This window comes from Amycolatopsis silviterrae, from assembly GCF_042684085.1.
GTDB classification, from domain to species: Bacteria; Actinomycetota; Actinomycetes; order Mycobacteriales; family Pseudonocardiaceae; genus Amycolatopsis; species Amycolatopsis silviterrae.
The window spans coordinates 268,217-290,489 of record NZ_JBHUKS010000011.1; the positions used below are offsets into that span (position 1 = coordinate 268,217).

Genomic DNA, 22,273 nt, shown 5'->3' on the forward strand with positions numbered 1-22,273 from the left:
GTAAAGCGTCAAGATGGCCTCCGTACCGGTTCCGCTGGGGTGATCGGAGCATGCGATGAAGTCGATTCTCATCACCGGGGCCTCTGGCGGGTTCGGCCGCGAAGTGGCTGTCATGCTGGCAAAAAAGGGCTGGCGGGTGTTCGCCTCGATGCGTGATCCCGGCAAGCGAGACCGGGTTCTGGAACTCGCGTCGGCAGTCGGAGCGCCACTTTCCGCGTTCGAATTCATCGAGCTGGACGTGGCGTCTGACGCGTCCCGTGCCGAAGCGGTTGAAGAAGTGCTCCGCAGGAGCGACGGCGAGTTGACGGCGCTGCTCCACAACGCGGGGTACACGACGACTGGGTTCTTCGAAGATGTGCCGCCGGACCGCCTCCGTCATCTGGTGGAGACGAACCTGCTGGGTGCCATGGATTTGACCCGCAGACTGCTGCCAGCGCTCCGAAGGTGCGGTCGAGCTCGGCTCGCGGTCGTGTCGAGCAACGCGGTCAACGTGCCGCACCCGATGTTCTCCGTCTACGCAGCCACTAAATGGGCGTTGGAGGGTTGGTGCGAGGCGCTGGCAGTCGAACTGCGGCCGTTCGGGGTGGACGTCGTGGTGTTCCAGCCAGGGAACCACGACACGGGATTTGGCACGGCGACAGTTCCCGCTTTGCCGGAGTCGAGTGCGTATGCCGAGTACGCCGGACGCGCGTTGCCGAAATTGACTGGCCTGGGCCGGTACAGCCGGCCGAGCTATCGAGCGTCGGCGCGGATCTGTGCGGTTCTTGAACAGGAACGGCCGCCGTTGCGCAGCCGGCTCGGTGCGGACGATGTCGTGGCGTCGTGGGCGGCACGATTGCTGCCCTACCGGGTCCGGCGACGAGCGGTCGAGCGCATCACCGGACTGGGGTGACGTCGCGGATGGCGGAACAGCGCGGCGAGGTAGTCGCGGTGCTGCTGACGCATCGCAGACGTGTTTGCCTGCTGCGGCGCAGTCATGCGGTCGGATCGGACCGCGGGCAGTGGCATTGCGTCACCGGATTTCTTCCGCCCGGTGGCATCCCGGTCCGGCAGGCGGAACTGGAACTGCGTGAGGAAACCGGGCTGAGCCGGGACGAGCTGGAGTCGTTCGAGACAGGTCCGGTGCTGCGCCTCCCGGACGAGCGCGGCGGTTACTGGATTGTGCACGTCTATCGCGGCGAGACGGCCGGCACGGAGCTGCGGCTGAATTGGGAGAACGACGACGTTTCCTGGCTCGAGCCAGCGGAATGGGGAGCTCGGCCGATCGTGCGCTGGCTGCCGGAGATCGTGACCGCCTTCGCGGAGACGTGCCGGAATGGATTTGCGGAGGAAGGAAAGAGCGAATGGGCGCGGTAGCGGGAAAAGTGGCATTGGTGACCGGTGCGGCGCGCGGCCAGGGCCGGGCACACGCGGTGCGGCTGGCCGAGGAGGGCGCGGACGTCATCGCCGTCGATGTCGCCCGCCCGGTGGAGACCGTGCCGTTTCCCGGGGCGACGGAGGAGGATCTCGCGGAGACGCGCAGGCTGGTGGCCAAATCCGGCCGTAAGGTGATCGCGGCCCGCGTGGACGTCCGGGATCCGGAGAAGCTGGCCCGTGCGGTCGAGGACGGCGTCCGGGAACTGGGCCGGTTGGACATCGTCGTGGCCAATGCCGGGATCTTCGGCACCCCGGCGAAGGTGTGGGAGATGTCCGACGCGCTGTGGCAAACGACCGTCGACGTCAACCTGACCGGCGTGTTCAACACGGTCCGCGCCGCGGTGCCGCACGTGATCGCGACGGGCGAGGGCGGATCGGTGATCATCACCAGTTCCGCGGCGGGACTCAAGGGCGTTCCGAATTACGGCAGTTACGCGGCGTCGAAGCACGGTGTGCTCGGACTCGCCCGTACGTTGGCGATGGAGCTGGCGGAACACCGGATCCGCGTCAACACCGTGCATCCCGGCAATGTGGACACGGACATGATCATCAACGACACGACGTTCCGCGTGTTCCGCCCGGACCTCGAGCATCCGTCCAAAGAGGACGTGGAAGACAGCTTCGCCTCGACGAACCTGCTTCCGGTTCCGTGGGTCGAGCCGTCGGACATCGCGAACGCGGTGGTGTGGCTCGCCTCCGACGAGGCGAAGTTCGTGACCGGCGTCGCCCTCCCCGTAGACGCTGGCATGAACGCCAAATGACGAGAACAGATTTGGACAAGCGCTTGGTTAAGAGATTAGGCTGGCACGCATGAGCAGCAGCGGGAGTGGACGAAACGGCGGCTACGCACTCGGAATCGACGTCGGCGGCACTTTCACCGATGTGGTTTTGGCTGGGCATGAGGGGCAGGTCGCAGCCGCGAAAGCGCTGAGCACGCACGACGATCCGACTCAGGGGATCATCGCCGGAGTGCGCTCGGCACTGACCGCGGGAGAGGTAGCGGCCGAGCAGATCACTCGCGTCGTGCACGCGACGACTCTCGCGACGAACGCCATCCTCGAGGGTGCGGGAGTGCGGGTTGCGCACGTGACCACGCAAGGGTTCCGGGCGATGCTGCCGCTCGGCCGGTACGCCAGAGTCGAGGAAGACCGGTTCGATCTCCGGTTCGACCCGCCTGCCTCGCCAGTGCCGGCGGAGGACTGTTTCGAGGTTCCGGAGCGGATCGGGGCAGACGGCCGGGTACTGAAGCCGTTGGACGAGAACGCCGTCCGCGCCGTCGCCCGGCAGATCGCCGCCAAGGGAATCCACTCGGTTTCGGTGGCGTTGCTGCATTCCTATGCCAATCCGGCCCATGAGCAGCGGGTCGGCGAGCTCTTGCGGAAAGCCCTGCCTGCCGAGACGCGAGTGGTCACCTCAACGGAGATCTGGCCGGAGATGCGGGAGTACGAACGCTCGACGACAACGCTCATTTCGGCATACATCGGGCCGATCATGGTGTCCTACCTGGCGAATCTCGAACACCGGCTGGCCGGTCTGGGGGTCAAGTGCCGGGTGCAGGTGATGGAATCCGGGGGAGGCGTGATGTCGGCCGATCTCGCCGGCCGACGGGCAGTGGCGACCATCGAGTCCGGGCCTGCCGCGGGCGTGATCGCCGCGCGGTTCACCGGCGAGGCCGCCGGGCACGAGGACGTCATCTCGTTCGACATGGGCGGCACGACGGCCAAAGCGTGCGTAGTCCGCGGCGGGAAGCCCGACATCACGCACGAATTCCATGTTGGCGGCAAAGGCAGCTTCGGCGGCAGGCGGGCAGGCACCGGCGTTCCGATCAAAATCCCCGCGATAGATCTCGCGGAGGTCGGCGCGGGAGGCGGCAGCATCGCGTGGGCCGACGAGGGCGGCGCGCTGCGAGTAGGGCCTCGTTCGGCCGGGTCCTCGCCCGGACCTGCCTGTTACGGGCTCGGCGGCGAAGAACCGACGGTGACCGACGCGAATCTGGTGCTGGGCTACCTCGACCCTTCCGCCTTCGCCGGGGGAACGATGAAGCTCGCGCCGGAACTCGCGGAGAAAGCAGTGGCCGACCGGATCGCCCGCCCGCTGGGGGTGTCCATCGCGGAGGCGGCGAACGCGGTCCACGAGATCGCCAACGCCACGATGGGTTCCGCGGTTCACGTAGTCACTGTGCAACGGGGCGTGGACCCCCGGAGGTTCGCGGTCGTCGCGTCCGGCGGGGCTGGTCCGATGCACGCCGCGCGCGTCGCGGAGCGGTTCGACATCCCGACCGTTCTCGTGCCCCCGTCCTGCGGCGTCGGCTCCGCAGTCGGCCTGCTCGCGACGGACTTGAGCACTGATGGCGTGCAGACTCGCGTGCTGCCGGAGCCGGCGGGGGACTTCGCTGAGCTGGAACGGATTTTCGGTGATTTGGAAGGGAATGCGGCTGACGATCTCGGGGTGTCGCTCGGCTCGCCGGACGTCGAGATATCCCGCTCGGTCGACCTCCGATTCGTCGGGCAAGCGCACGAAATCCGCGTGGACCTGCCTGAGTGGCCGCTCGACGCCGCGGCGTTCGCCGAACTCAAAGACCGCTTCTTCGCCGGCTACGAGCAGGCGTACGGCATCGCGCTGAGAGGCGACGTGCAGCTGGTCAGTTTCCGGGTCCGCGTGACGAAACGAGTGCCGAAGGTGCCGCTCGGGCGACGGCCCGCAAGCCGTGGAGGCGCAGCGCGAACGCGGGCGGTCTGGTTCCCGGAGTACGGCGAGTACCGCGAGACGCCGGTGCTGGAGCGCGACGCTCTCGTTCCGGGTTCGCCGGTAGCCGGTCCGGCGATCATCGGCGATCACGAGTCGACCATCGTCGTCCCGCCAGGTTGGTCGGCGGAAGCCGACAGTTCGTACACCGTTGTGCTCAGCCGGAAGGAAACCAGCCGATGACCGGAGTGCTCACCGAGGACCTGACCGCGGAGGTGCTCCGCAACGCGCTGGTCGTGGCGGCCGAGGAAGCCAGCATCGTGGTGGTGAAGTCGGCGTACTCCACGTTCATCGTCGAGGGGTCCGACGCGTCGGCGGCGATCCTGGACAAGTCCGGCACGCTCATCGCGCATTCGATGGCGACCACGCTGATGAACAGCATGGCACTTTCGGTAGCAGTGCCGTACCTGCTGGCCGACCATCCGCTCGACACCATGCGCCCGGGCGACGTGTATGTGACGAACGACGCGTACAAAGGCGGAATCCACACGAACGATCTGCTGATCTTTCGGCCGGTCTTCGTCGGCGGAGCGGTCGAGTACTTCACCGCGACTCTGATCCACGTCTCCGATATCGGAGGCGGATCTGCGGGCGGGATGGCGTCGCTCGCGACCGAGATTTTCCTGGAGGGTCTCCAGCTCCCGCCGGTGCGCATCGCCACCGCGGCCGGCCTGGAGGAGTCCATCACCAGCATCCTCGCGCTCAACAGCCGGACTCCCGACAAGGTTCTGGGTGACGTACGCGCGCTGATCGCCGGCGCGACCACGGCGGCGCGCCGGGTCGAAGCTCTCATCGAGGAGCACGGCGCGGAACGGTTCGCCGCAGGGGTGAACGCTTACCTCGGCTACACCGAGACCCTGACCCGGGCTGCCGTTCGCGAGCTCCCGGACGGCGAGTACCAGGCGTCGTACGTCATCGACGACGACGGGATCCACCCGGACCGGTCGTACACGGTGCGAGTCAAGGTGACGATCGACGACGACCGTGCGGTTCTCGACTTCGCCGGCACGGACAATCAAGTACCCGCCGCGATCAACGCGAGCTTGTCTCAGTCGCTTGCGGCCGCGGTGTTCGCCGCTCGGTGCTTCCTGGATCCCGCGATCCCGATGAACGACGGCTGCCTCCGCGTGCTCGACGTGCGGCTCCCGGAGGGGAGTCTGCTCAACGCCACGTCGCCCTATCCGTGCGGGGGACGCTTCTTGCCCGCATACGCCGCGATGGAAGCCGTGTTCCAGGCCCTTTCCGACGCGGTCGAGGATTCCGCAATCGCGGCTTCGGGCATCCTGCAGCCGTTTTCGATCGCGGCGCGGGTCGCGCCGTACTGGGTCCATCTCGCCTACGAGTACGGCGGCGTCGGTGCCCGGTACGGCAAAGACGGTCCCGACGCCACGGGAGTCCACTTCGGACTGGGGCGCAATTCGGTGCCTCAGGTGGAGCCGGTTGAGGCGAGGTGCCCGTTCGTGGTCGAGGCGGTGGAGTACATCGCCGACTCGGGCGGCGCCGGGCAATGGCGCGGCGGTCTGGGGACGCGGACGGTGTTCCGCCTCTTGGCCGACGCCTATGTGACGACTCGTGGCGACCGGCTGCGCACCGGTCCGCCAGGCAGGTCCGGAGGCGAGCCGGGTGTGCCCGGCGGGTTTTACCGGCTTGCTGCTGACGGGACCCGGGAGCGGCTCGCCGCGAAGGTGAACAACGAACCGTTCCGCGCCGGCGAAGCGTTCGTAGTGGAAACCACGGGCGGAGGCGGGCTAGGTCATCCATGGGAGCGGCCCGCTTCGGCCGTCCGCGATGACGTGCTGTCCGGAAAGGTGTCGCGGGACGCCGCCGAAACCCGTTACGGCGTAGTGCTCGGCGGCAGTTCGAGCATCGATGCTGCAGCCACCGAATCGGCGCGGAAAGGGCGGCGTTCATGAGCGCTGTAGCTGTCGTGACCGGTGCCGCACAAGGCATCGGAAAGGAAACGGCGCTCCTGTTAGCCGAAAAGGGCTACTCCGTCACCGTCAACGACATCAACGGCGACGGTGCTCGCCGCACCGTTGCCGAGATCACCGAGCGCGGAGGACAAGCGCACGTCGTCGAAGCCGACGTCGGGGTCGAAGACGAGGTGCGCCGGATGATCGAGGAAACGGCGTCGGTGTTCGGCCGGATCGACGTGCTGGTCAACAACGCGGTCGTCTACGACCACGAGGTGCACGTCACGGACCTCGACATCGTCAGCACTCCGCAGTGGAACTGGGAGCGCACGTTCGCGGTGAACTTCCACGGCGCGGTCTACGGTGCGCGGCATGCCATCCCGGTGATGCTGAAGAACGGCGGCGGCACGATCGTGAACGTCGGGTCGACCTCCGGTTTCAGCGGCGACACCGTCCACGTGGCTTACGCCGCCTCGATGGCGGCGAAGTATTCTCTCACCCGGTCGATCGCGGCCAGCCACGGCAAGGCCGGCATCCGGTGCGCCGCGGTCGCGACCGGGCTCGTCCTCAGCCCGACTGCCCGCAAGAACCTCTCTCCGGACAAGCTCGCGGCCTACGATGCGAACCTGCTGGTCCCGGACTTCGCCGAACCGCGCGACGTGGCGGAGACGATCGTGTTCCTGGCCTCGCCGGGCGCGAAGTACATCACCGGGCAGACGATCATCGTGGACGGCGGCTTCCAGGCCCACCAGCCGTGGCACGCGCAAAACCACATCGTGCACCCGGAGACGGTGCGATGAGCGCGGCGACGGTGCCGACTGCCGCGGGAGCGATCCCGGCGGAGTCCCTCGGCACCACCTTGATGCACGAGCACATCTTCGTCACCAGTCCGGAAGTGCGGGAAAACTGGCCGGCGCCCGGCTGGGACGAGGCCGAACAGATCGACCAGGCGGTGGCGAAACTCGCCGCGGCGAAGAAAGCCGGAGTCGACACCATCGTGGATCTCACGGTGTTCGGCCTCGGCCGATACGTTCCGCGAGTGGCGGAGGTCGCGCGGCGGAGCGAGGTGAACATCGTCGTCGCGACCGGGGCGTACGTGTTGCACGACTTGCCGGTCTACTTCCATTTCCGCGGCCCCGGCGCGCCGTTGGGCGGACCGGATCTGCTGTGCGGCTACTTCGTCCGGGACATCACCGAAGGCATCGGAGACACCGGTGTGCGAGCGGCGATGCTGAAATGCGTGACCGATGTCGACGGCTTGACCGTGGACGTGGAACGGACTTTGCGTTCAGTGGCCAGGGCGCACCGTGCGACGGGAGTTCCGATCACTACGCACACCCACGCCGGGAGCCGTCGCGGCCTCGACCAGCAGAAGGTGTTCGCCGAGGAGGGCGTCGACCTGAGCCGGGTGGTCATCGGGCACAGCGGGGACACTGACGACTTCGCGTACCTCGAGGAACTCGTCGCCGCCGGATCGTATCTGGGCATGGACCGGTTCGGCCTGGAAACCGTCCCGTTCGACAAGCGGGTGGAGATCGTCGTCGAGATGTGCCGCCGTGGACATGCCGGGCGGATGGTCCTTTCGCACGACACCTCCTGCTGGTCGGACATGTCCGACCCCGATCAGCGAAGCAAGCAGCATCCGAACTGGCACTGGCTGCACCTGAGCCAGGACGTGCTGCCTGCTTTGCGCGCGAGGGGCGTCACCGAGGAACAGATCGACCAGATGCTTGTCCGGAATCCCCGCGAGATCCTCGCCCGCTCCGGCGGCTACTAGAAAGGCTTGGCAGATGACCGAAATCGGAAATGTGCTGTACCCGGTGCCGGATGTCGCGAAGGCGGTGGCGTTCTACCGGGACGCACTGGGCCTGCCGTTGAAGTTCGCCGACGGCGACCGATACGCGGCGATGGACGGTGGACGCGCGACGCTCGCCATCGCCGGCCCTGAGGAAGACGTGACCGGCGGCCGGCCCGCCGCCTCGTACAAAGTCGCGGACGTGTCGGCGGTGGTGTCCTCCCTGGAGGCTGCAGGCGCGACGGTAGTCCGGCCGCCCGCGGAGGGCCCGCACGAGATCCGCGCTGTCCTCACCGACCCTTGGGGCAACCCATTCGTCGTTTACGGCCCGAAGTAGAGGAGAGCACCATGGCGGACTCATCCGATCCGCGCCACTTCCGCCGCGTGCTGGGAAACTTCCCGACCGGCGTCGTCGTTGTCACGGCGATCGACGCGTCCGGGCAGCCGGCCGGGATGGCGGTGGGGTCGTTCACCTCGGTGTCTCTCGACCCGGCGCTCGTCGCCTTCCTGCCCGACAAGTCGTCGACCAGCTTCCCCCGGATCAAGGAAGCGGGCCGGTTCTGCGTCAACGTGCTCACTCATGAGCAGGAAACGGTGTGCCGGACGTTCGCGACCCGCGGCGCCGACAAGTTCGCGTCCCTCGACTGGCGTCCGGCGCCGACCGGGTCGCCGATCCTGGACGGGGTCCTCGCGTGGATCGACTGCGACCTCGAGTCTGTGACGGAGGCCGGCGACCACTACATCGTTCTCGGGCGGGTGCGTGCTCTCGAAGCCTCGGAGACCGACCTTCCGCTGGTGTTTTTCCAGGGCGGCTACGGCCGGTTCCACTCCGCCTCGCTGACCGCGCCGATCGAACCGGGTCTGGCGGGGCAGTTGCGCCTGGTGGACCTCGCCCGGCCAGGGATGGAACGCACCGCGGACCGGTTCGGCGTCGAATGCAATGCGGCGACCGTGGCCGGCGACGAGATCGTCCTGCTCGCCGGAGCCGGGATCCGTCCGCACCACGGGCAGCCGCCGACCCGGGTCGGGCAGCGTATTCCGCTGGTCCCGCCGCTGGGATCGATCTACCTGGCGTGGGAGCAGGACGACGTCGTCGACTCCCGCCTCACGGCCGCGGGGGCGACGGCCGCACAGCGGGAAACGTTCCGCACGGTGCTCGCCCGGGTGAGGCAGCGGCGCTGGTCGGTCGGTTTGGGCAACGCGCTGCATTCGCAGGTCGAATCCGAACTGGCACGGGTCTTCGGCGCGGGCAGCACCGCGGGACCTGACCGACGGGCTGGGCTGCGGGATCTGATCCGCACGCTCGACGGTCTCTACGAGCCGGAAGACCTGATCCCTGGCCAGTCATACGACGTGCGCAATGTGCAGGTCCCGGTTTTCGACGAGACGGGCTCGGCGGCGATCAGCTTGAGCGTCTATGGGTTGCCGGAGACCAGCAGCACGGAGGAAGTGCGGGCGTATCGGGAGGCGCTTCAGGAGGTCGCTGACGAGGTGATGCGGCGTATCGGCGCGAAGACGCCTGTGGCGACTGGCTGAGGCCTGCCAGAGGGAGTCCGGTGCCAGAACCGTGCCCTCTTCACAGCACCCATCGAGCGGCAGGCCGCGGCAGCGCGGCCTGCCGCTTCGGCTGTTTCCGGGGCCTGCAGAGCGGGCGAGATCACTTCGGGTCCGATGGGACCGGAGAAGCCGTGTGCTCGCGGAGTGCTGAGTATTCGTCTGAAGTCGAGCCCGCCGGTGCCTGGGATCAGCCGACACGGCGGCTCCTCTCCAAGGTCGCTGTCGGCTTTGGACACCGGGATCTCGTCGAGCACCTCCATGTCGCCAGCGCCCCGGAAGCAATGCCTGGTGTCGAGGACTGGCCTGCAGCTCGCCCGTCCGCAGCCTTAACGATCGATCGAGTGGGCCGGACATCGGCGAGGTCGGTGAAGGGATTCGCCTCGACGCGGACGTCCGGTCCGTGCTTGCGCGGGTTGTCACAGACCGCGGCGATCGGTTGGGCCCTGGTGCCAACGCCGATGGCCGACCTTATGGCTTGATCACCATGATGCTGGTGCAGCCCTGCGCGGCAGCGTGGACATCCACTCGGTCGGCAGGAGCGAAACCGGTGTGTATCCGTGCCGCGGCGGCCTATTTCCGTCCACCAAGGAAGATGCGAGTCGCCCACGGTGTCAGGCACGTATCGCGCACCTGATCATCCGTCAGCCGGTCGGCGATTCGTTGGCGTGCGCTGCTTCTCGAAGCTTGGCCTTGTCGATTTTCCCGTTGGGCGTGGTCGGCAGCTCGGGCAGAAAGACCACGCGCCGCGGAACTTTGTAATTGGACATCGCACCCTTGGCCCACGCGATCACGGCGGCTTCGTCGGGCTCGGCATCGTCGGCGGCGACGGCAAAAGCCCACGCGGTCTCGCCTTGTCTCTCGTCCTGGACGGCGACCACCGCCACCTGGTCCAGCGCTTCGTAGCGCAGCAGAAGGTTCTCGATCTCCGCCGGATACGCGTTGAATCCGTTGGAGATGAACATTTCCTTCTTGCGATCCACGATGGACAGGTTTCCGGAAGCGTCGAGGACGCCGACGTCGCCCGTGTGGAGCCAGCCGTCGCCGTCGACCGCGGCCGCAGTGAGATCGGGGGCGTTCCAGTACTTACGCATGACGCCGTATCCGCGGAGCAGGATCTCTCCGCGATCACCGGCGGAAACCGGAGTCCCAGCATCGTCGACGATCCGCACCTCGACGCCGGGCATCGGGCGCCCGGCTGTCGCGGCGATGACCTCCGGAGGGTCGTCCCGGCGGGTCATCGCCACGCATGAGCCTTCGATCAGTCCGTAGGCGTTGACGACTTGTTCGAATCCCATCTCGGTGTGCATGGAACGCACCAGATCCGTCGGAACCGCTGCGGCGCCGACCACGGCCACGCGCAGCGACGACAGATCCCGCCCGGGCAGGTCGGGTCGCGACAACATCCGGGCGAAGAGGCTGGGCGGGCCAGCAAGCACGCTGAGGCGCTGGTTCTCGACCAAATCGAACGCCGCGTCGGGGTTGAAGACCGGTACCGGGATCATCGTCGCGCCTCGGGCCACGCAGACGAGCAGCCCGGCATTGATGCCGAAACCGTGTGCGAACGGACTCACGATCGGGTACCGATCGCCTTCGCCGAGCCGGATCACTTCGGCCCAGTCCCAGTAGGCGCGCAAAATTTGGCTGCCGTCGAGCACGACGCCCTTGGGCGTGCCGGTGGTGCCGGAGGTGCACAGGATCTCGAACGGATCGCTCGGTGCCACCGCACGAGCTCGGTCCTCGGCGTGCGAGGCGGTGACCGCTTCGCTGGAGTCGAGGAAGCCGGCCCAGGACACCAGGCCGCGGCCGGCGCGCGAATCTCCGAGCAGGACGACATGCTGCAGGTCCGGCAGTTCGGCGAAGGGCCGGGAACCCTCCGGCGGACCGGCGACATCGGCGAGCATGTCCACTGCGGACCGGCCGAGGAATCCCTCGGTCGCCACCAGGACCGAACAGCCCATCCGGCGCAGCAACTCGGCGGTTTCGATGCCTTTGCCGCGGGTCGACAGGGGCACGGCGATCCCGCCGGCATCCCAGATGCCGAACGCGGTCACCACCCATTCCCATGTGTTCGGCGCCCAGATCGCGACCCGGTCGCCGTGCCGCACTCCGTGCGCGATCAACGCCCTGGCCACCCGGGACGCTTGTACCCGCAGCCCGCTCTGCGTCAACTCGACGTCGCCGTCGAGACAAACCACTGTGTCGGGCCTGGATTCGGCTGTCGTCCGCAGCATGCGCGGAACAGTTCCCCAGTCCGGTATCGGTCGCACGCCGCCCTCCTCGTCGAGAAACCAAGCGCTCGCTCAAGTAGCGTAGGCGAAGTAGTATTCGGGCGGCAAGGGCGGTCGCTTGGCCGTCTGCCCGGGTGCGTGTTCGGTCGGGAGGTGTCCATGCGAGCCAAAGCCGCGGTTCTCACCGGATTCGGTAAGCCGTTGGAGATCCGCGAGATCGACGTCGCCGATCCTGGGCCGGAGGAAGTCCAGGTGCGGATAGTCGCCTCCGGTGTCTGTGGTTCGGACGCGAAAGCCGCGCGGGCCGGAATCCGCTGTACCCGCGGCCGCCAGTCGTTCCGGGGCACGAGAGCGCTGGGATCGTCGAGGCGACGGGGGCGGCGGTGACCGCGGTTTCGCCCGGCGATCACGTCCTCGTGGCGATGAACCGGGCCTGCGGGCGGTGTCCGGAGTGCGCCTCTGGTCATGCGTACCTGTGCCAGGGTCGGGCGCGGCACTCCGCGGTTGCCGGCCGGTTTGGCGGACGGGCGGACGCCGTTCAGCTTGGACGGCCGGGAACTGCCGGCCGTTCATCGGCATCGGCTCCTTCGCGGAGCGGGTCGTGGTCGGCGAAGAGATGCTCATTCCGGTCCCGGATGGAGATTTCGACGCGTCGCTGGCGTTGCTCGCTTGCGCTGTGGTCACCGGGACCGGCGCGGTGTGGCGGGGCGCCAGGGTGCGCCCCGGCGAAACCGTCCTGGTGGTCGGATGCGGTGGCGCCGGGCTTGCGGTCGTGCAGGCCGCGGTGCTCGCGGGGGCCGCAAGGGTGATCGCCGCCGACGTGAACCCGGCCAAGCTCCACGAAGCTCGCGTGGCGGGGGCGAGGGACGCAGTCGATGCTGGCGATTCGCTGTCCGATGCGGTGGGCCGGCTGACCAGTCGGGGGGATCACGCGTTCGACGTGACCGGCGCTGCCGGGATCGCCGCTGACGCCATGGCGGCGACAAAGCCGGGCGGCACGACGGTTTTGGTCGGCAGCCCGGTTTCCGCCGAGATCGGCGTGCCTTCCGCGTTGCTGTTCGGCGGGCGAGTGCTGCGAGGGTGCGTCGGCGGGAACGCGAACCCGGCCGCGGACTTGCCGAACCTGATCGAGCTGGTTCGAACGGGCCGGTTCTCGCTGGATCCGCTGGTCTCGGAACGAGTGCCGATCGAGGAGGTCAACGAAGCGCTTGCCCGGCAACAAGCAAGGGCGGTGAACCGATCGCTGATCGTCTTCGATTGACTGTGCGCGAGTGCCGAGGCTAGCCTCCGAAAAACAAGCAAGTGATTGGTCAAATCCACAGTCGTTCTCAGTCAGGAGTGCGGTATGGCGAGGCATCCGTTTCGGTTCGGGGTCGTGGTCCGCAAGGCGGAATCCGGCCGGGCATGGGCTGAACGGGCCCGGCTCGTCGAGGATCTGGGCTTCTCGACGCTGCTGGTTCCGGATCATGTCCTCGGGCCGAGGTTCGCGCCGATCGCCGCTATGACGGCCGCCGCGGCCGCGACGACCACGCTGCGGGTCGGCACGCTGGTCTTCGCGAACGATTACCGTCATCCGGTAGTGCTGGGCAAGGAACTCGCGACGGTCGACGTGCTTTCCGACGGCAGGCTCGACGTCGGCCTGGGCACCGGGTGGATGCGCGCCGACTACGACGGAGCCGGACTGCCGTTCGATCCGCCGAAGGAACGGTTCGAGAGGTTCGCGGAGGCGATCGAAGTCCTGCGGGGAGTGTGGAGCGACGGGCCGTTTTCTTTCGAGGGCAAGCATTACCGGATCACCGACCTCGTCCAGGAACCGAAGCCGCTCCAGAAACCGTTCCCCAAGCTGATGTTGCCTGGCGGCGGGCCGAAGATGCTGCGGCTGGCCGGGCGCTACGCCGACTACGTCAACCTGACCCTGCGAGTCAAAGCCGACGGTACGGCTCCCGACGAAACCGACGGAGGTCTTGACGCGTTTCTTCGCAAGGTGGAACTGATCCGCGAGGGCGCGGGCGATCGATTCGGCCAGATCGAGATCGGGACGAGCGTACAGCAGGTGGGTGTCCCGGCGGAGAAGGAAACCTGGAGTGCCGTGAACATCTCCCGTCAGGACAGCACGCCGCAGGTGCTCCTCGGCGACACTGCCCAAATGGTGGACAAGCTGCGTTATTGGCGTGATGAGCACGGTTTGTCGTACTACGTGCTGCACAACGACAAAGACCTCGACACCTTCGCCCCGGTGGTGAAGGAGCTGGCTGGGTCATGAGCGCCGTCGAGCCTGAGATCGCCGCGGCACTCGCCGCTTTGCCGGTGATCGATTTCGCCGACCCGGTCGCGCAGCGCGCGGCGTTCCAGGAATTGGCCGCGGATCCGGTGCCCCCGGATCCGCGGGTGTCCACCCAGGACCACTCTGTCGTCCGGCCGGACGGCAGCCACCTGCTCGTGCGGTCGTACCGGCCTCGCGAGTTGTCGGGCGCATTGCCCGCGGTGATGTGGTTTCACGGCGGCGGTTTCGTCTTCGGCAGCGTTGACGTGGACGACTTCTACTGTGCCGAGCTGGCGGTGCGAGCGGGTGCGGTCGTGCTGTCGGTGGAGTACCGGCTGGCTCCGGAAAATCCGTTCCCCGCTGGTGTCGAGGACTGCTACCTCGCGACCTGCTGGGCCGCTGGGCGGCCGGCGGACGCGCACTGGGACGGTGCCAGACTGGCAGTCGCGGGAGGAAGTGCCGGCGGCAATCTCGCGGCCGCCGTCGCATTGATGGCACGCGATCGCGGCGGTCCGCGGCTCGCTCTCCAAGTCCTGCTGTGTCCTGCGGTGCAGGGGGAGGGGAGGGAGCCTTCTGGCCGGGTTTACGAACGAGCGACCTCGGTAGTCGTTCCGGAGGACAACCCGCACATCTTGCGCCATTACCTTGGCAGCACGGGCAAACCCGTTCCCCGCTACGCGGTTCCGTCAGCAGACGACGACCTAAGCGGCTTGCCGCCTGCTTACGTCCTCGTAGCGGGTCTCGACTACCTCCGGGAATCGGGAGCGGAGTATGCCCTGGCGCTGGACCGTGCCGGGGTGAGCGTCGAACTGCATCTGGTTCCCGATGTGCCGCACGGCTTCGACGCGATCGCGATCACGGCACCGACATCACGCCGGACCATCGCGGAATACTGCGGTGCCCTGGTAAAAGCGCTTGGTCAGCCTGCGACGAGCACCGCCGCGCTGCCGTAGCTGCCGCCGAATCCGGTGCACAATGCGACTTCGGCAGAACGGACCTGATTCGTTCCTTCACCGCGCAGCTGCCGCACGGCCTCGACGACATTGTTGAGGCCGTGCACGTAGCCCTCGGACAACAGCCCGCCGTGCGGGTTCAGCGGGAGCCTGCCGGACGGCAAGGTATCACCGGAACGAACACAGCTGCCGGCGGAGCCACGCTCGGCGAAGCCGAAATCCTCCAGCTGCTGCAGCACGATTGGCGAGTACGCGTCGTACAGGAGCGCAAGATCCACATCGGACGGTTTCATCCCCGCGGAGCGATACAACGGATCCGCCAAGTATGCCGAGAACAACCTGCTGACGTCGGACGCGGCGTTCATGGTCGTCGCACCGGGCCCGCCGCCGCGGACGACGGTGTGGATACGCGGACTGCCGGGGCGGAGCACGTCCGCGGTGGCCGTCGCCGATATGATCAGGGCCGCGCCTCCGTCGGTTTCCTGGCAGCAGTCGACCCTGCGCAACGGCGTTGCGACCGGTGGGCTGGCGAAGTATCCGGCTTCGTCGAGACCGTCGCGGCGCAGTGCCCGGGGATTGGTCCGGGCGAGTTCGCGCGATTGCCTGACCACCGCGGCCAGATCCTTCTCCGTCGCTCCCGTGTCGTGCATCCATCGCCGCGCCGCGAGCGCGAAGAGGTGGACGGGCCCCGCCATCCCGTAGGGAAGCGTGAACTGCTGGTCGAGGGCGAGCCGGGCTTGTCCCATTCGCACGCCGGAGCGCCCGTTGAGCGCACGGAACACCAGCACGTGCTCGGCGATGCCCGCGTCGATCAGCATCGCGGCGTCTCCGAGGACGGACGCGGATTGAGTCCCGCCGCCGTACAGTTCGTTCGTCCAGACTGCAGACGGGACGCCGAGAGCAGCGGCGACCTGGTTGACGCCCGCGGAGTCGCTGAGGTGGTAACACAAGACAGCGCCCACGTCGGCGGCGGTGAGCCCGGCGTCGGTCAACGCACCCTGGCAGGCGCTCACCGCGAGTTCCAGTTCGGTCCGGCCGGACCGCCGGGACAGCTCTGTCATGCCGATCCCGGTCACCGCCGCGCGTCCGGTGAAGGATTGTGTCATTGCCGGCGCCTGCGGTCGAATCGCTGTGCGGCGGCGATGGCGGTCGCGGCTTCGTCGAAAGTCCGGAAGACCGGGATGCCGCGGTGAGCGGCGAACTCCGCGAGCAGGGCCGCGTCGGCCGGCACGGCGACCTCGGAGTTGCGCGTGACCAGTGCGATGCGCGCTGGGTAGCCGCGGTCGAGCAAGTCGGCGAGCGCCTCGGTGAGGGGACGCAAACCAGCGTCGCCGTAGTTGTAGTAGGCCGCGATATTCACGTGGACGAGCACGTCGCGGTAAGCCTGGCCGGAGGGTTCGAAAAGGGGCGCGAGGGCGTCGCCGAGGAGACCTGGCGGGGACACCGGCCCGACCGGTACCTCGAGCGGGTTCGCGACGCTGGTCCCTGCCCCGTGCCCCATCTCCCGAAGCCGTTCGCGCAACTCGGTGCGCAGCGGAGCAAGAGTGAGCCCTGCGCGGTCGCACGCATCGGTCGCCAGCACCGATGCACCGCCGCCGAGTCCGATGACGAGGACGCCGGACGAGCCCTTCGGGAGTTCCTCGGGATGGCTTTGGAGATACGCGAGGCTGCCGAGCAGGTCCTCGAAGCTGGAGACCAGTGAGACTCCCGTCGATTCGGCGATAGCCTGCCAGACTTTGTCCTCTCCTGCGAGCGATCCGGTATGGGAGCTGACAGCGCGAGCGCCTTGTTCGCTCGACCCGCCGCGCAAGAGGACGACCGGCTTGCGGCCGTCGGCACGCCTAAGCGCGCGCAGGAGCGCCGCCCCGTCGCGCGTACCTTCCAGATAGACCCCGAGCACGCGAGTGTCGTCGTCATCGACCAGCCACTCAAGAAGGTCCCCGTGCGTTACGTCGATCGCGTTGCCGATGCTCGCGACCTTTGCGTACTTCAGGCCACGCCGGTTTCCGACCGTGACGATGTCCCCGGAGAGCCCGCCGCTCTGCGAGACCACGGACACGTGGCCCGCTTGCCGGGGCGAACCGAGCGTGAAGGTCTGCCGTCCGTCCGGGCTGAAGACGCCCAAGCAGTTCGGGCCGAGAAGCCGGGTCTTCGTCCCTGATACAGCTGCTGCGAGTTCGTCCTCGAGCTTGGCGCCGGCCTCGCCCATCTCGCCGAAACCACCGCTGATCACCTGGATGAACGGCACCTCGGCGGCGGCTTGCCGCACGACATCGACCGCGCGCGCGGCGGGCAGAGCCACCAGCAGGTAGTCGGCTCCGCCGGGAACGTCTGAGATGCGGGGGACCGCCGGGACGCCGTCGACCTCGCTGGCGGAGGGGTGCAAGGCGAAGAGCCCGTCGGTCCAGCCAGCCTGGCGGTATGCGGCAAGGAAACGGTTGCCGAAGCCGGACTTTCCGGTCGACGCGCCGGCGACAGCGATTCGTCCGGGTGCGAAGAGCGGTTTGAAGTCAGTGTTCGATGGCGGAGCGGGCGTAGGCGCGGACCCGGAATCCAGGATGAGCCGTGCATCGAGCGCGGTAGCGCCTTCCGTGGTGACCACGACCGGATTGCACTCGAATTCGGCGAGGTCCGGGCCGATCTGCTCGACGAGTCCCCCTTCGCCTGCGATGGACAGCAACAGCCGCACGAGCGCCGCGCGGTCGGCAGGGGGGCGGCCGCGGGCTCCATCGAGCAGCGGCGCACCGGGGAAGGCTGCGACAAGATTCTCGGCGTCGGAGGGAGAGAGCGGGCACGGCCGCAGCGCGGTGAGGTTGAGCAGTTCGGTCGCCGTCCCGCCGAGTCCCAGCAGAACGACGGGCCCGAACGTGGGATCGCGGACGACGCCGACGATCAGCTCGGTTCCTCCTGGATGCTGTTCCTCGACCAGATAGCCACGCGGAGTCAAGCCGTGTTCGGCGACGCGCGCTGCCATGCGGCTCATCGCCTCGGCGAGGCCGGAGGAGTGAACGCCCAGTTCAACGGCGCCGACGTCGCTTTTGTGGACCAGTCCCGGCCCCCAGGCTTTCAGCACCAGGGGGCCGCGAAGCGACTCCGCCGCGGCGAAGTCCGTCGGATCGGTCAACGTCCGCCCGGCGGGAACCGCGACCCCGTGCTCGGCGAGGAGCTTTTTCACCACGTGTTCGGGGATTGCGATGCCGTTTCCCTGCGGGCCGAGCGGGAAGCCCGCGGCGGCGACCGGGCCTTCGATCGTCATGAACCACTCCTTAGACCAAGCGCTTGCTAAAGACGCTACGACGGGTCGCCGGGGTTCGGCAAGGAGGCTGCGGCGATTGACCGGTTGCGGGGCCGGTGTTACGGTCCGCAGACCAAGCAACCGCTTGCTAAAACTCTTGCCGGGAGGCTTCCGTGAGCGGATCCGCGGCGGCAAAAGCACGGCTGGCGCCGAGCCCGACACCGGTCGCGGCCCTTTACTGGGACGCAGCGCGTCGCGGAGCGCTGGTCTTGCAGCAGTGCGTAGCCTGCCGGCGTCTTACTCATCCTCCTGCCGAGTGGTGCGCCGAATGCGGAAGCAGCGAACGGGTTTTTGTCCCGGTGGAGGGCGACGGTGCGGTCGAGACTTTCAGCGTCGTGCATCGGACCTTCGCGCCGGGGTTCGCCGAACGGGTTCCGTACGTGATCGCGTGGATCTCGTTGGACGTCCAAGCCGGATTGCGGATGTTCGGGAACGTGCTCGGCACGGCACCGGACGACATGCACATCGGCCTGCGGGTCGAGGTGCTATTCGAGGACATCGAGGGATACGGGACTGTGCCGAATTTCCGGCCGGTGCGGGAGGAGTGTTGATGCGCATCGGAGTCACCTTGGGTCTGCTGCACCCGGGGATGTGGCGCGATTTCGCGGTCGAAGCGGACCGGATCGGGTTCGAGTCGCTGTGGGTGCCTGAGCACTTGGTTTTCACCTCGGACATCGGGCAGTCGCGCTATCCGGGTTCCGCGGACGGCACCCCGCCGGTCTCGCTGGACGCGCATTTATTCGACGCGCCCGCTTTTCTCTCTTCGATCGCGGAAGCCACTGAGCGCATCCGCCTCGGTACTTATGTCTACCTCTTCGGTCTGCGTCATCCGATCATCGGTGCGCGCGCCTTCGGGACCCTGGACGTCCTTTCCGGCGGCCGTGCGATCGCGGGGGTCGGGGCCGGGTGGCTGGCCGGGGAGTACGAAGCGCTCGGGCTCGATTTCCGCACCCGCGGCCGCCGCCTCGACGAATCGCTTCGGGTCGCGAAACGGCTGTGGACTGAGCCGGAAGTCGACCACTCCGGCGAGTTCTATTCGTTCCGGGGAGTCCATTTCGAACCCAAACCGGTGCAGCGGCCGCATCCGCCGCTTGTGGCAGGCGGGGAGTCGATGGCCGCGCTGCGGCGCGCGGTCCGGCTGTGTGACGGCTGGGTGAGCATGCCGCACACGCTTGAGTCCGTGAAACCGCAGCTGGATCGGCTAACCCAGCTGCTCGACGAGTCCGGCCGGGATCGGGCCGCATTCGAGATCACGGTCAGCGCGTTCGAAACCCGAGGTCCTGAGGAACTGGCGGAGTGGGAGGCGCTGGGTGTCGACCGGCTCATCGTCCGTCCCTATCGCCGCACCACCGGGGCGATCGACGCCCTGCGGACCTTCGCCGAGCAATACGGGGTGAACCGTGATTGAGGTCAAGCCGCTGGCCGGACGGCGCGCCCTCGTCACCGGCGGGGCGAGCGGGATCGGCGCGGCGATCGTCGCCGAGCTGGCGGGCATGGGGGCACACGTCATCATCGCTGACCTGGACCTGGCCGGCGCTGAGCGGGTCGCCGCCGAGCACGGCGGTGCAGCCATCGAAGTCGACCTCGCCAGTGACGACAGCGTGGAGGCGGTCGTGGCTCACCTCAGTGGCGACGGAGTCGATGTCCTCGTGAACAACGCCGGGGTGTCGGCCGTAGAACCGTTTCTCGACAGCGATCCGGCCGGCTGGGATCGGATGTGGCGCATCAACCTGCGCTCTCCGATGCGGCTCGCGCAAGCGTTTATGCCCGGAATGGCGGAACGAACGTGGGGACGGTTGCTTTTCGTGTCCACGGACGGCGCTCGTGCGGGGGCAGGCGGAGAGAGCGTTTATGCGGCGTGCAAGGCGGGCTTGTTCGGACTGGCGAAGACCCTGGCGCGGGAAGCCGCCAAACACGGCGTGACGAGCAATGTCGTGTGCCCTGGGCTCGTGGATACCCCGATGCTGCGAGCACACGCTGACCGGCACCCCAGCCTGATGGCTGCGTTGCTCAAGACGATTCCGCTGCGTCGGGCCGGGACGGTCGACGAGGTGGCAGCGTACGTGGGTTTTCTGGCGAGTCCTCGCGCGGCGTACGTGACCGGCCAGACGGTGAGCGTGTCCGGAGGGGTGACGATGGCATGAGTACCGGAAACTGGCAGCGGTGGGGCCTCGAGGACCAGCGAGGAGCCGCCAATCTCCTCACTCCCGAAGTGGTTTTGAGCGCGGTCGGATCGATCCGTGCGGGCAAGGTGCTTTCGCTGGCGATGCCCATCCGTGGTGCCACCTCGAACGGAGGCGCTCGGCGGGTACCGCATTTGCCCGGACGTCCGTTGCCGCAGCACTTCATGGCCGTGGACGGTGGCGACTACGCCACTGGTGCGCGCAAAGTCAAGGACGTCATGGCGATCGCGGACGACGCACTGGTGCTTTCCCCGCACGGGACAACCACTCACATCGACGCGCTCGCGCACGTATGGCGCGACGACCGTCTCTACAACGACCATCCGGCAGAGCGCGTTCGCAGCTACGGAGCGACGCGGTGCGGCATCGACAAGCTCGGCGCGATCGTCACTCGCGGGCTATTCCTGGACGTCGCTGGTTATCTGGGTGCTGACTACGTCGACCCGGCTACGGCGATCGACGAGAGGGTTCTTCAGGGATGTGCTGCGGCTGCGGGCGTCGAACCCCGGCCGGGGGACGTCGTCTTGGTGCGCACCGGCTGGCCGAAGGTGTTCGCGGACAGCCCTGCGAGGTACCAAGGAGCTCAGCCTGGGATCGACTACTCGGCCGGCCGTTGGCTGGTCGATCACGATGTCGTCGCGATCGGGTGCGACAACGCGGCGGTCGGCGCGATCGGCTCGGACGGCGGGTTCGCCGGTCCGGTCGAGGAAGACATCCACCTGCTGACGTTGTGGGAGCGAGGCGTGCACCTGATCGAGATGCTGTGGCTGGAGGAACTCGCTGCTGCCGCGCAACCGGAGTTCTTGTTCGTGGCAGCGCCGCTGCCGATCGAAGGCGGCACGGCGAGTCCGCTGAACCCGTTGGCAGTGCTGTGATTGGGTGCGGGGAAGGGCGATTGTGGAGCTGAAGGTCGGGTACAAGGCGTCGGCGGAACAGTTCGGGCCTCGCGAGCTGGTGGAGTTCGCGGTGCGGGCCGAGGAGCTGGGGCTGGACTCGGTGTGGGTGTCGGACCATTTCCTGCCGTGGCGGCACGAGGGCGGGCACGCGCCGTGGGCGCTGGCGTGGATGCCGGCGGTGGCGGAGCGGACCAGCCGGGTGCTGATCGGGACCAGCGTTTTGACGCCGACGTTCCGGTACAACCCGGCGGTGATCGCGCAGGCGTTCGCGACGATGGCGCTGCTGTCGGGCGACCGCGTGATCCTCGGGGCGGGCACCGGCGAGGCGCTGAACGAGATCGCGGTGTCGGGCCGGGAGTGGCCGGAGTTCAAGGAGCGGTTCGCGCGGCTGCGGGAGTCGGTGCGGCTCATGCGGGAGCTGTGGAGCAAGGACGGCGTCGACTTCGAGGGCGACTACTACCAGCTGGTCAATGCGAAGATCTACGACCGGCCGGAGCGTCCGGTGCCGGTGTACATCGCGGCGGGCGGCCCGGTCGTGGCGAAGTACGCGGGCCGCGCGGGGGACGGGATGATCTGCACGTCCGGCAAGGGCATGGAGCTGTACACCGAGAAGCTGATGCCGGCGATGGCGGACGGCGCGGCCGCTGCTGAGCGCGATGCGTCCGGGGTGGACCGGATGATCGAGATCAAGATGTCGTACGACCGGGATCCGGAGAAGGCGCTGGCCAGCACCCGGTTCTGGGCCCCGTTGTCGTTGAGCGCGGAGCAGAAGCACACGGTGTCGTCGGCGGAGGAGATGGAGCGGCTGGCCGACGAGCTGCCGATCGAGCAGGTCGCGAAGCGGTGGATCGTCGCGTCGGACCCGGACGAGGCGGTCGCGCAGATCAAGCCGTACCTCGACGCGGGCCTGAACCACCTGGTCTTCCACGGCCCCGGCCACGACCAGGAGCGCTACCTGTCGCAGTTCGCCGAGGACGTGCTGCCCCGGCTGCGCAATCTGACCTGAACTCACCTGTCGTCCTCAACGGA

At 67.8% G+C, this 22,273-nt stretch carries 21 protein-coding genes and 1 pseudogene; 19 read left to right on the plus strand and 3 right to left on the minus strand.

Annotated elements, in window-relative coordinates:
- Positions 1–55 precede the first annotated feature (55 nt).
- Genes ACFSVL_RS16805 through ACFSVL_RS16845 form a run of 9 tightly spaced genes read left to right on the plus strand, consistent with a single transcriptional unit; the run spans position 56 to position 9,405 of the window.
- Positions 56–892, plus strand: a complete 837-nt coding sequence (locus ACFSVL_RS16805; protein WP_378305134.1) for an SDR family oxidoreductase — start codon at positions 56–58, stop codon at positions 890–892.
- A gap of 8 nt (positions 893–900) precedes the next feature.
- Positions 901–1,356, plus strand: a complete 456-nt coding sequence (locus ACFSVL_RS16810; RefSeq protein WP_378305135.1) for an NUDIX domain-containing protein — start codon at positions 901–903, stop codon at positions 1,354–1,356.
- On the plus strand, positions 1,344–2,177 hold the full coding sequence (locus ACFSVL_RS16815) for a mycofactocin-coupled SDR family oxidoreductase (protein WP_378305137.1): 834 nt from the start codon (positions 1,344–1,346) through the stop codon (positions 2,175–2,177). Before ACFSVL_RS16810 ends, ACFSVL_RS16815 begins: the two co-directional genes overlap by 13 nt.
- Positions 2,178–2,226: 49 nt before the next feature.
- A complete protein-coding gene (locus tag ACFSVL_RS16820; RefSeq protein WP_378305139.1) occupies positions 2,227–4,344 on the plus strand; it encodes a hydantoinase/oxoprolinase family protein in 2,118 nt (705 codons plus the stop codon).
- Positions 4,341–6,074, plus strand: a complete 1,734-nt coding sequence (locus ACFSVL_RS16825) for a hydantoinase B/oxoprolinase family protein (RefSeq protein WP_378305140.1) — start codon at positions 4,341–4,343, stop codon at positions 6,072–6,074. Before ACFSVL_RS16820 ends, ACFSVL_RS16825 begins: the two co-directional genes overlap by 4 nt.
- Positions 6,071–6,874 carry an SDR family NAD(P)-dependent oxidoreductase gene (locus tag ACFSVL_RS16830; protein ID WP_378305142.1) on the plus strand — a complete coding sequence of 268 codons (804 nt, stop codon included), beginning with the start codon at positions 6,071–6,073 and terminating at the stop codon, positions 6,872–6,874. The genes ACFSVL_RS16825 and ACFSVL_RS16830 overlap by 4 nt, the downstream gene beginning before the upstream one ends.
- On the plus strand, positions 6,871–7,851 hold the full coding sequence (locus tag ACFSVL_RS16835) for a phosphotriesterase family protein (RefSeq protein WP_378305144.1): 981 nt from the start codon (positions 6,871–6,873) through the stop codon (positions 7,849–7,851). Before ACFSVL_RS16830 ends, ACFSVL_RS16835 begins: the two co-directional genes overlap by 4 nt.
- A gap of 13 nt (positions 7,852–7,864) precedes the next feature.
- The gene (locus ACFSVL_RS16840) at positions 7,865–8,206 is read left to right on the plus strand and encodes a VOC family protein (RefSeq protein ID WP_378305146.1); all 342 of its coding nucleotides are present in this window, start codon (positions 7,865–7,867) and stop codon (positions 8,204–8,206) included.
- A gap of 11 nt (positions 8,207–8,217) precedes the next feature.
- The gene (locus ACFSVL_RS16845; protein ID WP_378305148.1) at positions 8,218–9,405 is read left to right on the plus strand and encodes a flavin reductase; all 1,188 of its coding nucleotides are present in this window, start codon (positions 8,218–8,220) and stop codon (positions 9,403–9,405) included.
- A gap of 662 nt (positions 9,406–10,067) precedes the next feature.
- On the opposite strand, the gene ACFSVL_RS16850 is transcribed toward ACFSVL_RS16845, so the two are convergent.
- A complete protein-coding gene (locus tag ACFSVL_RS16850; protein ID WP_378305150.1) occupies positions 10,068–11,657 on the minus strand; it encodes an AMP-binding protein in 1,590 nt (529 codons plus the stop codon).
- 156 nt (positions 11,658–11,813) lie between these two features.
- Between ACFSVL_RS16850 and ACFSVL_RS16855 the strand changes: the two genes are divergently transcribed.
- From ACFSVL_RS16855 to ACFSVL_RS16875, 5 genes and pseudogenes are all read left to right on the plus strand, one after another.
- Positions 11,814–12,041 (plus strand): hypothetical protein, encoded by a 228-nt coding sequence (locus ACFSVL_RS16855; protein WP_378305152.1) that lies wholly within the window; start codon positions 11,814–11,816, stop codon positions 12,039–12,041.
- Positions 12,014–12,133, plus strand: a pseudogene (locus ACFSVL_RS16860) (alcohol dehydrogenase catalytic domain-containing protein); the annotation flags it as partial. The gene ACFSVL_RS16855 and the pseudogene ACFSVL_RS16860, both read left to right, overlap by 28 nt.
- A 122-nt stretch (positions 12,134–12,255) precedes the next feature.
- Positions 12,256–12,915, plus strand: a complete 660-nt coding sequence (locus ACFSVL_RS16865) for a zinc-binding dehydrogenase (RefSeq protein WP_378305153.1) — start codon at positions 12,256–12,258, stop codon at positions 12,913–12,915.
- 84 nt (positions 12,916–12,999) lie between these two features.
- Positions 13,000–13,917: a TIGR03621 family F420-dependent LLM class oxidoreductase gene (locus ACFSVL_RS16870; protein ID WP_378305155.1), complete on the plus strand. Its 918-nt coding sequence runs from the start codon at positions 13,000–13,002 to the stop codon at positions 13,915–13,917.
- Entirely contained in the window at positions 13,914–14,870 is a 957-nt protein-coding gene (locus tag ACFSVL_RS16875; RefSeq protein ID WP_378305157.1) for an alpha/beta hydrolase, read from the plus strand. Before ACFSVL_RS16870 ends, ACFSVL_RS16875 begins: the two co-directional genes overlap by 4 nt.
- Here ACFSVL_RS16875 and ACFSVL_RS16880 read toward each other — a convergent pair.
- Positions 14,837–15,976: a thiolase C-terminal domain-containing protein gene (locus ACFSVL_RS16880; protein ID WP_378305158.1), complete on the minus strand. Its 1,140-nt coding sequence runs from the start codon at positions 15,974–15,976 to the stop codon at positions 14,837–14,839. The two genes, ACFSVL_RS16875 and ACFSVL_RS16880, sit on opposite strands and share 34 nt — an antisense overlap.
- The gene (locus ACFSVL_RS16885; RefSeq protein WP_378305160.1) at positions 15,973–18,327 is read right to left on the minus strand and encodes an acetate--CoA ligase family protein; all 2,355 of its coding nucleotides are present in this window, start codon (positions 18,325–18,327) and stop codon (positions 15,973–15,975) included. Before ACFSVL_RS16885 ends, ACFSVL_RS16880 begins: the two co-directional genes overlap by 4 nt.
- Between ACFSVL_RS16885 and ACFSVL_RS16890 the strand changes: the two genes are divergently transcribed.
- From ACFSVL_RS16890 to fgd, 5 genes are read left to right on the plus strand one after another with little or no spacing between them, the layout of a single operon-like run.
- On the plus strand, positions 18,279–18,716 hold the full coding sequence (locus tag ACFSVL_RS16890) for a Zn-ribbon domain-containing OB-fold protein (protein WP_378305161.1): 438 nt from the start codon (positions 18,279–18,281) through the stop codon (positions 18,714–18,716). The genes ACFSVL_RS16885 and ACFSVL_RS16890 overlap by 49 nt on opposite strands.
- On the plus strand, positions 18,716–19,573 hold the full coding sequence (locus tag ACFSVL_RS16895; protein ID WP_378305163.1) for a TIGR03619 family F420-dependent LLM class oxidoreductase: 858 nt from the start codon (positions 18,716–18,718) through the stop codon (positions 19,571–19,573). The genes ACFSVL_RS16890 and ACFSVL_RS16895 overlap by 1 nt, the downstream gene beginning before the upstream one ends.
- Positions 19,566–20,309 carry an SDR family NAD(P)-dependent oxidoreductase gene (locus ACFSVL_RS16900; protein ID WP_378305165.1) on the plus strand — a complete coding sequence of 248 codons (744 nt, stop codon included), beginning with the start codon at positions 19,566–19,568 and terminating at the stop codon, positions 20,307–20,309. Before ACFSVL_RS16895 ends, ACFSVL_RS16900 begins: the two co-directional genes overlap by 8 nt.
- Positions 20,306–21,223, plus strand: coding sequence for a cyclase family protein (locus tag ACFSVL_RS16905; RefSeq protein ID WP_378305167.1), 918 nt, complete (start codon positions 20,306–20,308; stop codon positions 21,221–21,223). The genes ACFSVL_RS16900 and ACFSVL_RS16905 overlap by 4 nt, the downstream gene beginning before the upstream one ends.
- 22 nt (positions 21,224–21,245) lie before the next feature.
- Entirely contained in the window at positions 21,246–22,250 is a 1,005-nt protein-coding gene (gene fgd / locus ACFSVL_RS16910; RefSeq protein ID WP_378305389.1) for a glucose-6-phosphate dehydrogenase (coenzyme-F420), read from the plus strand.
- Positions 22,251–22,273: the final 23 nt, after the last annotated feature.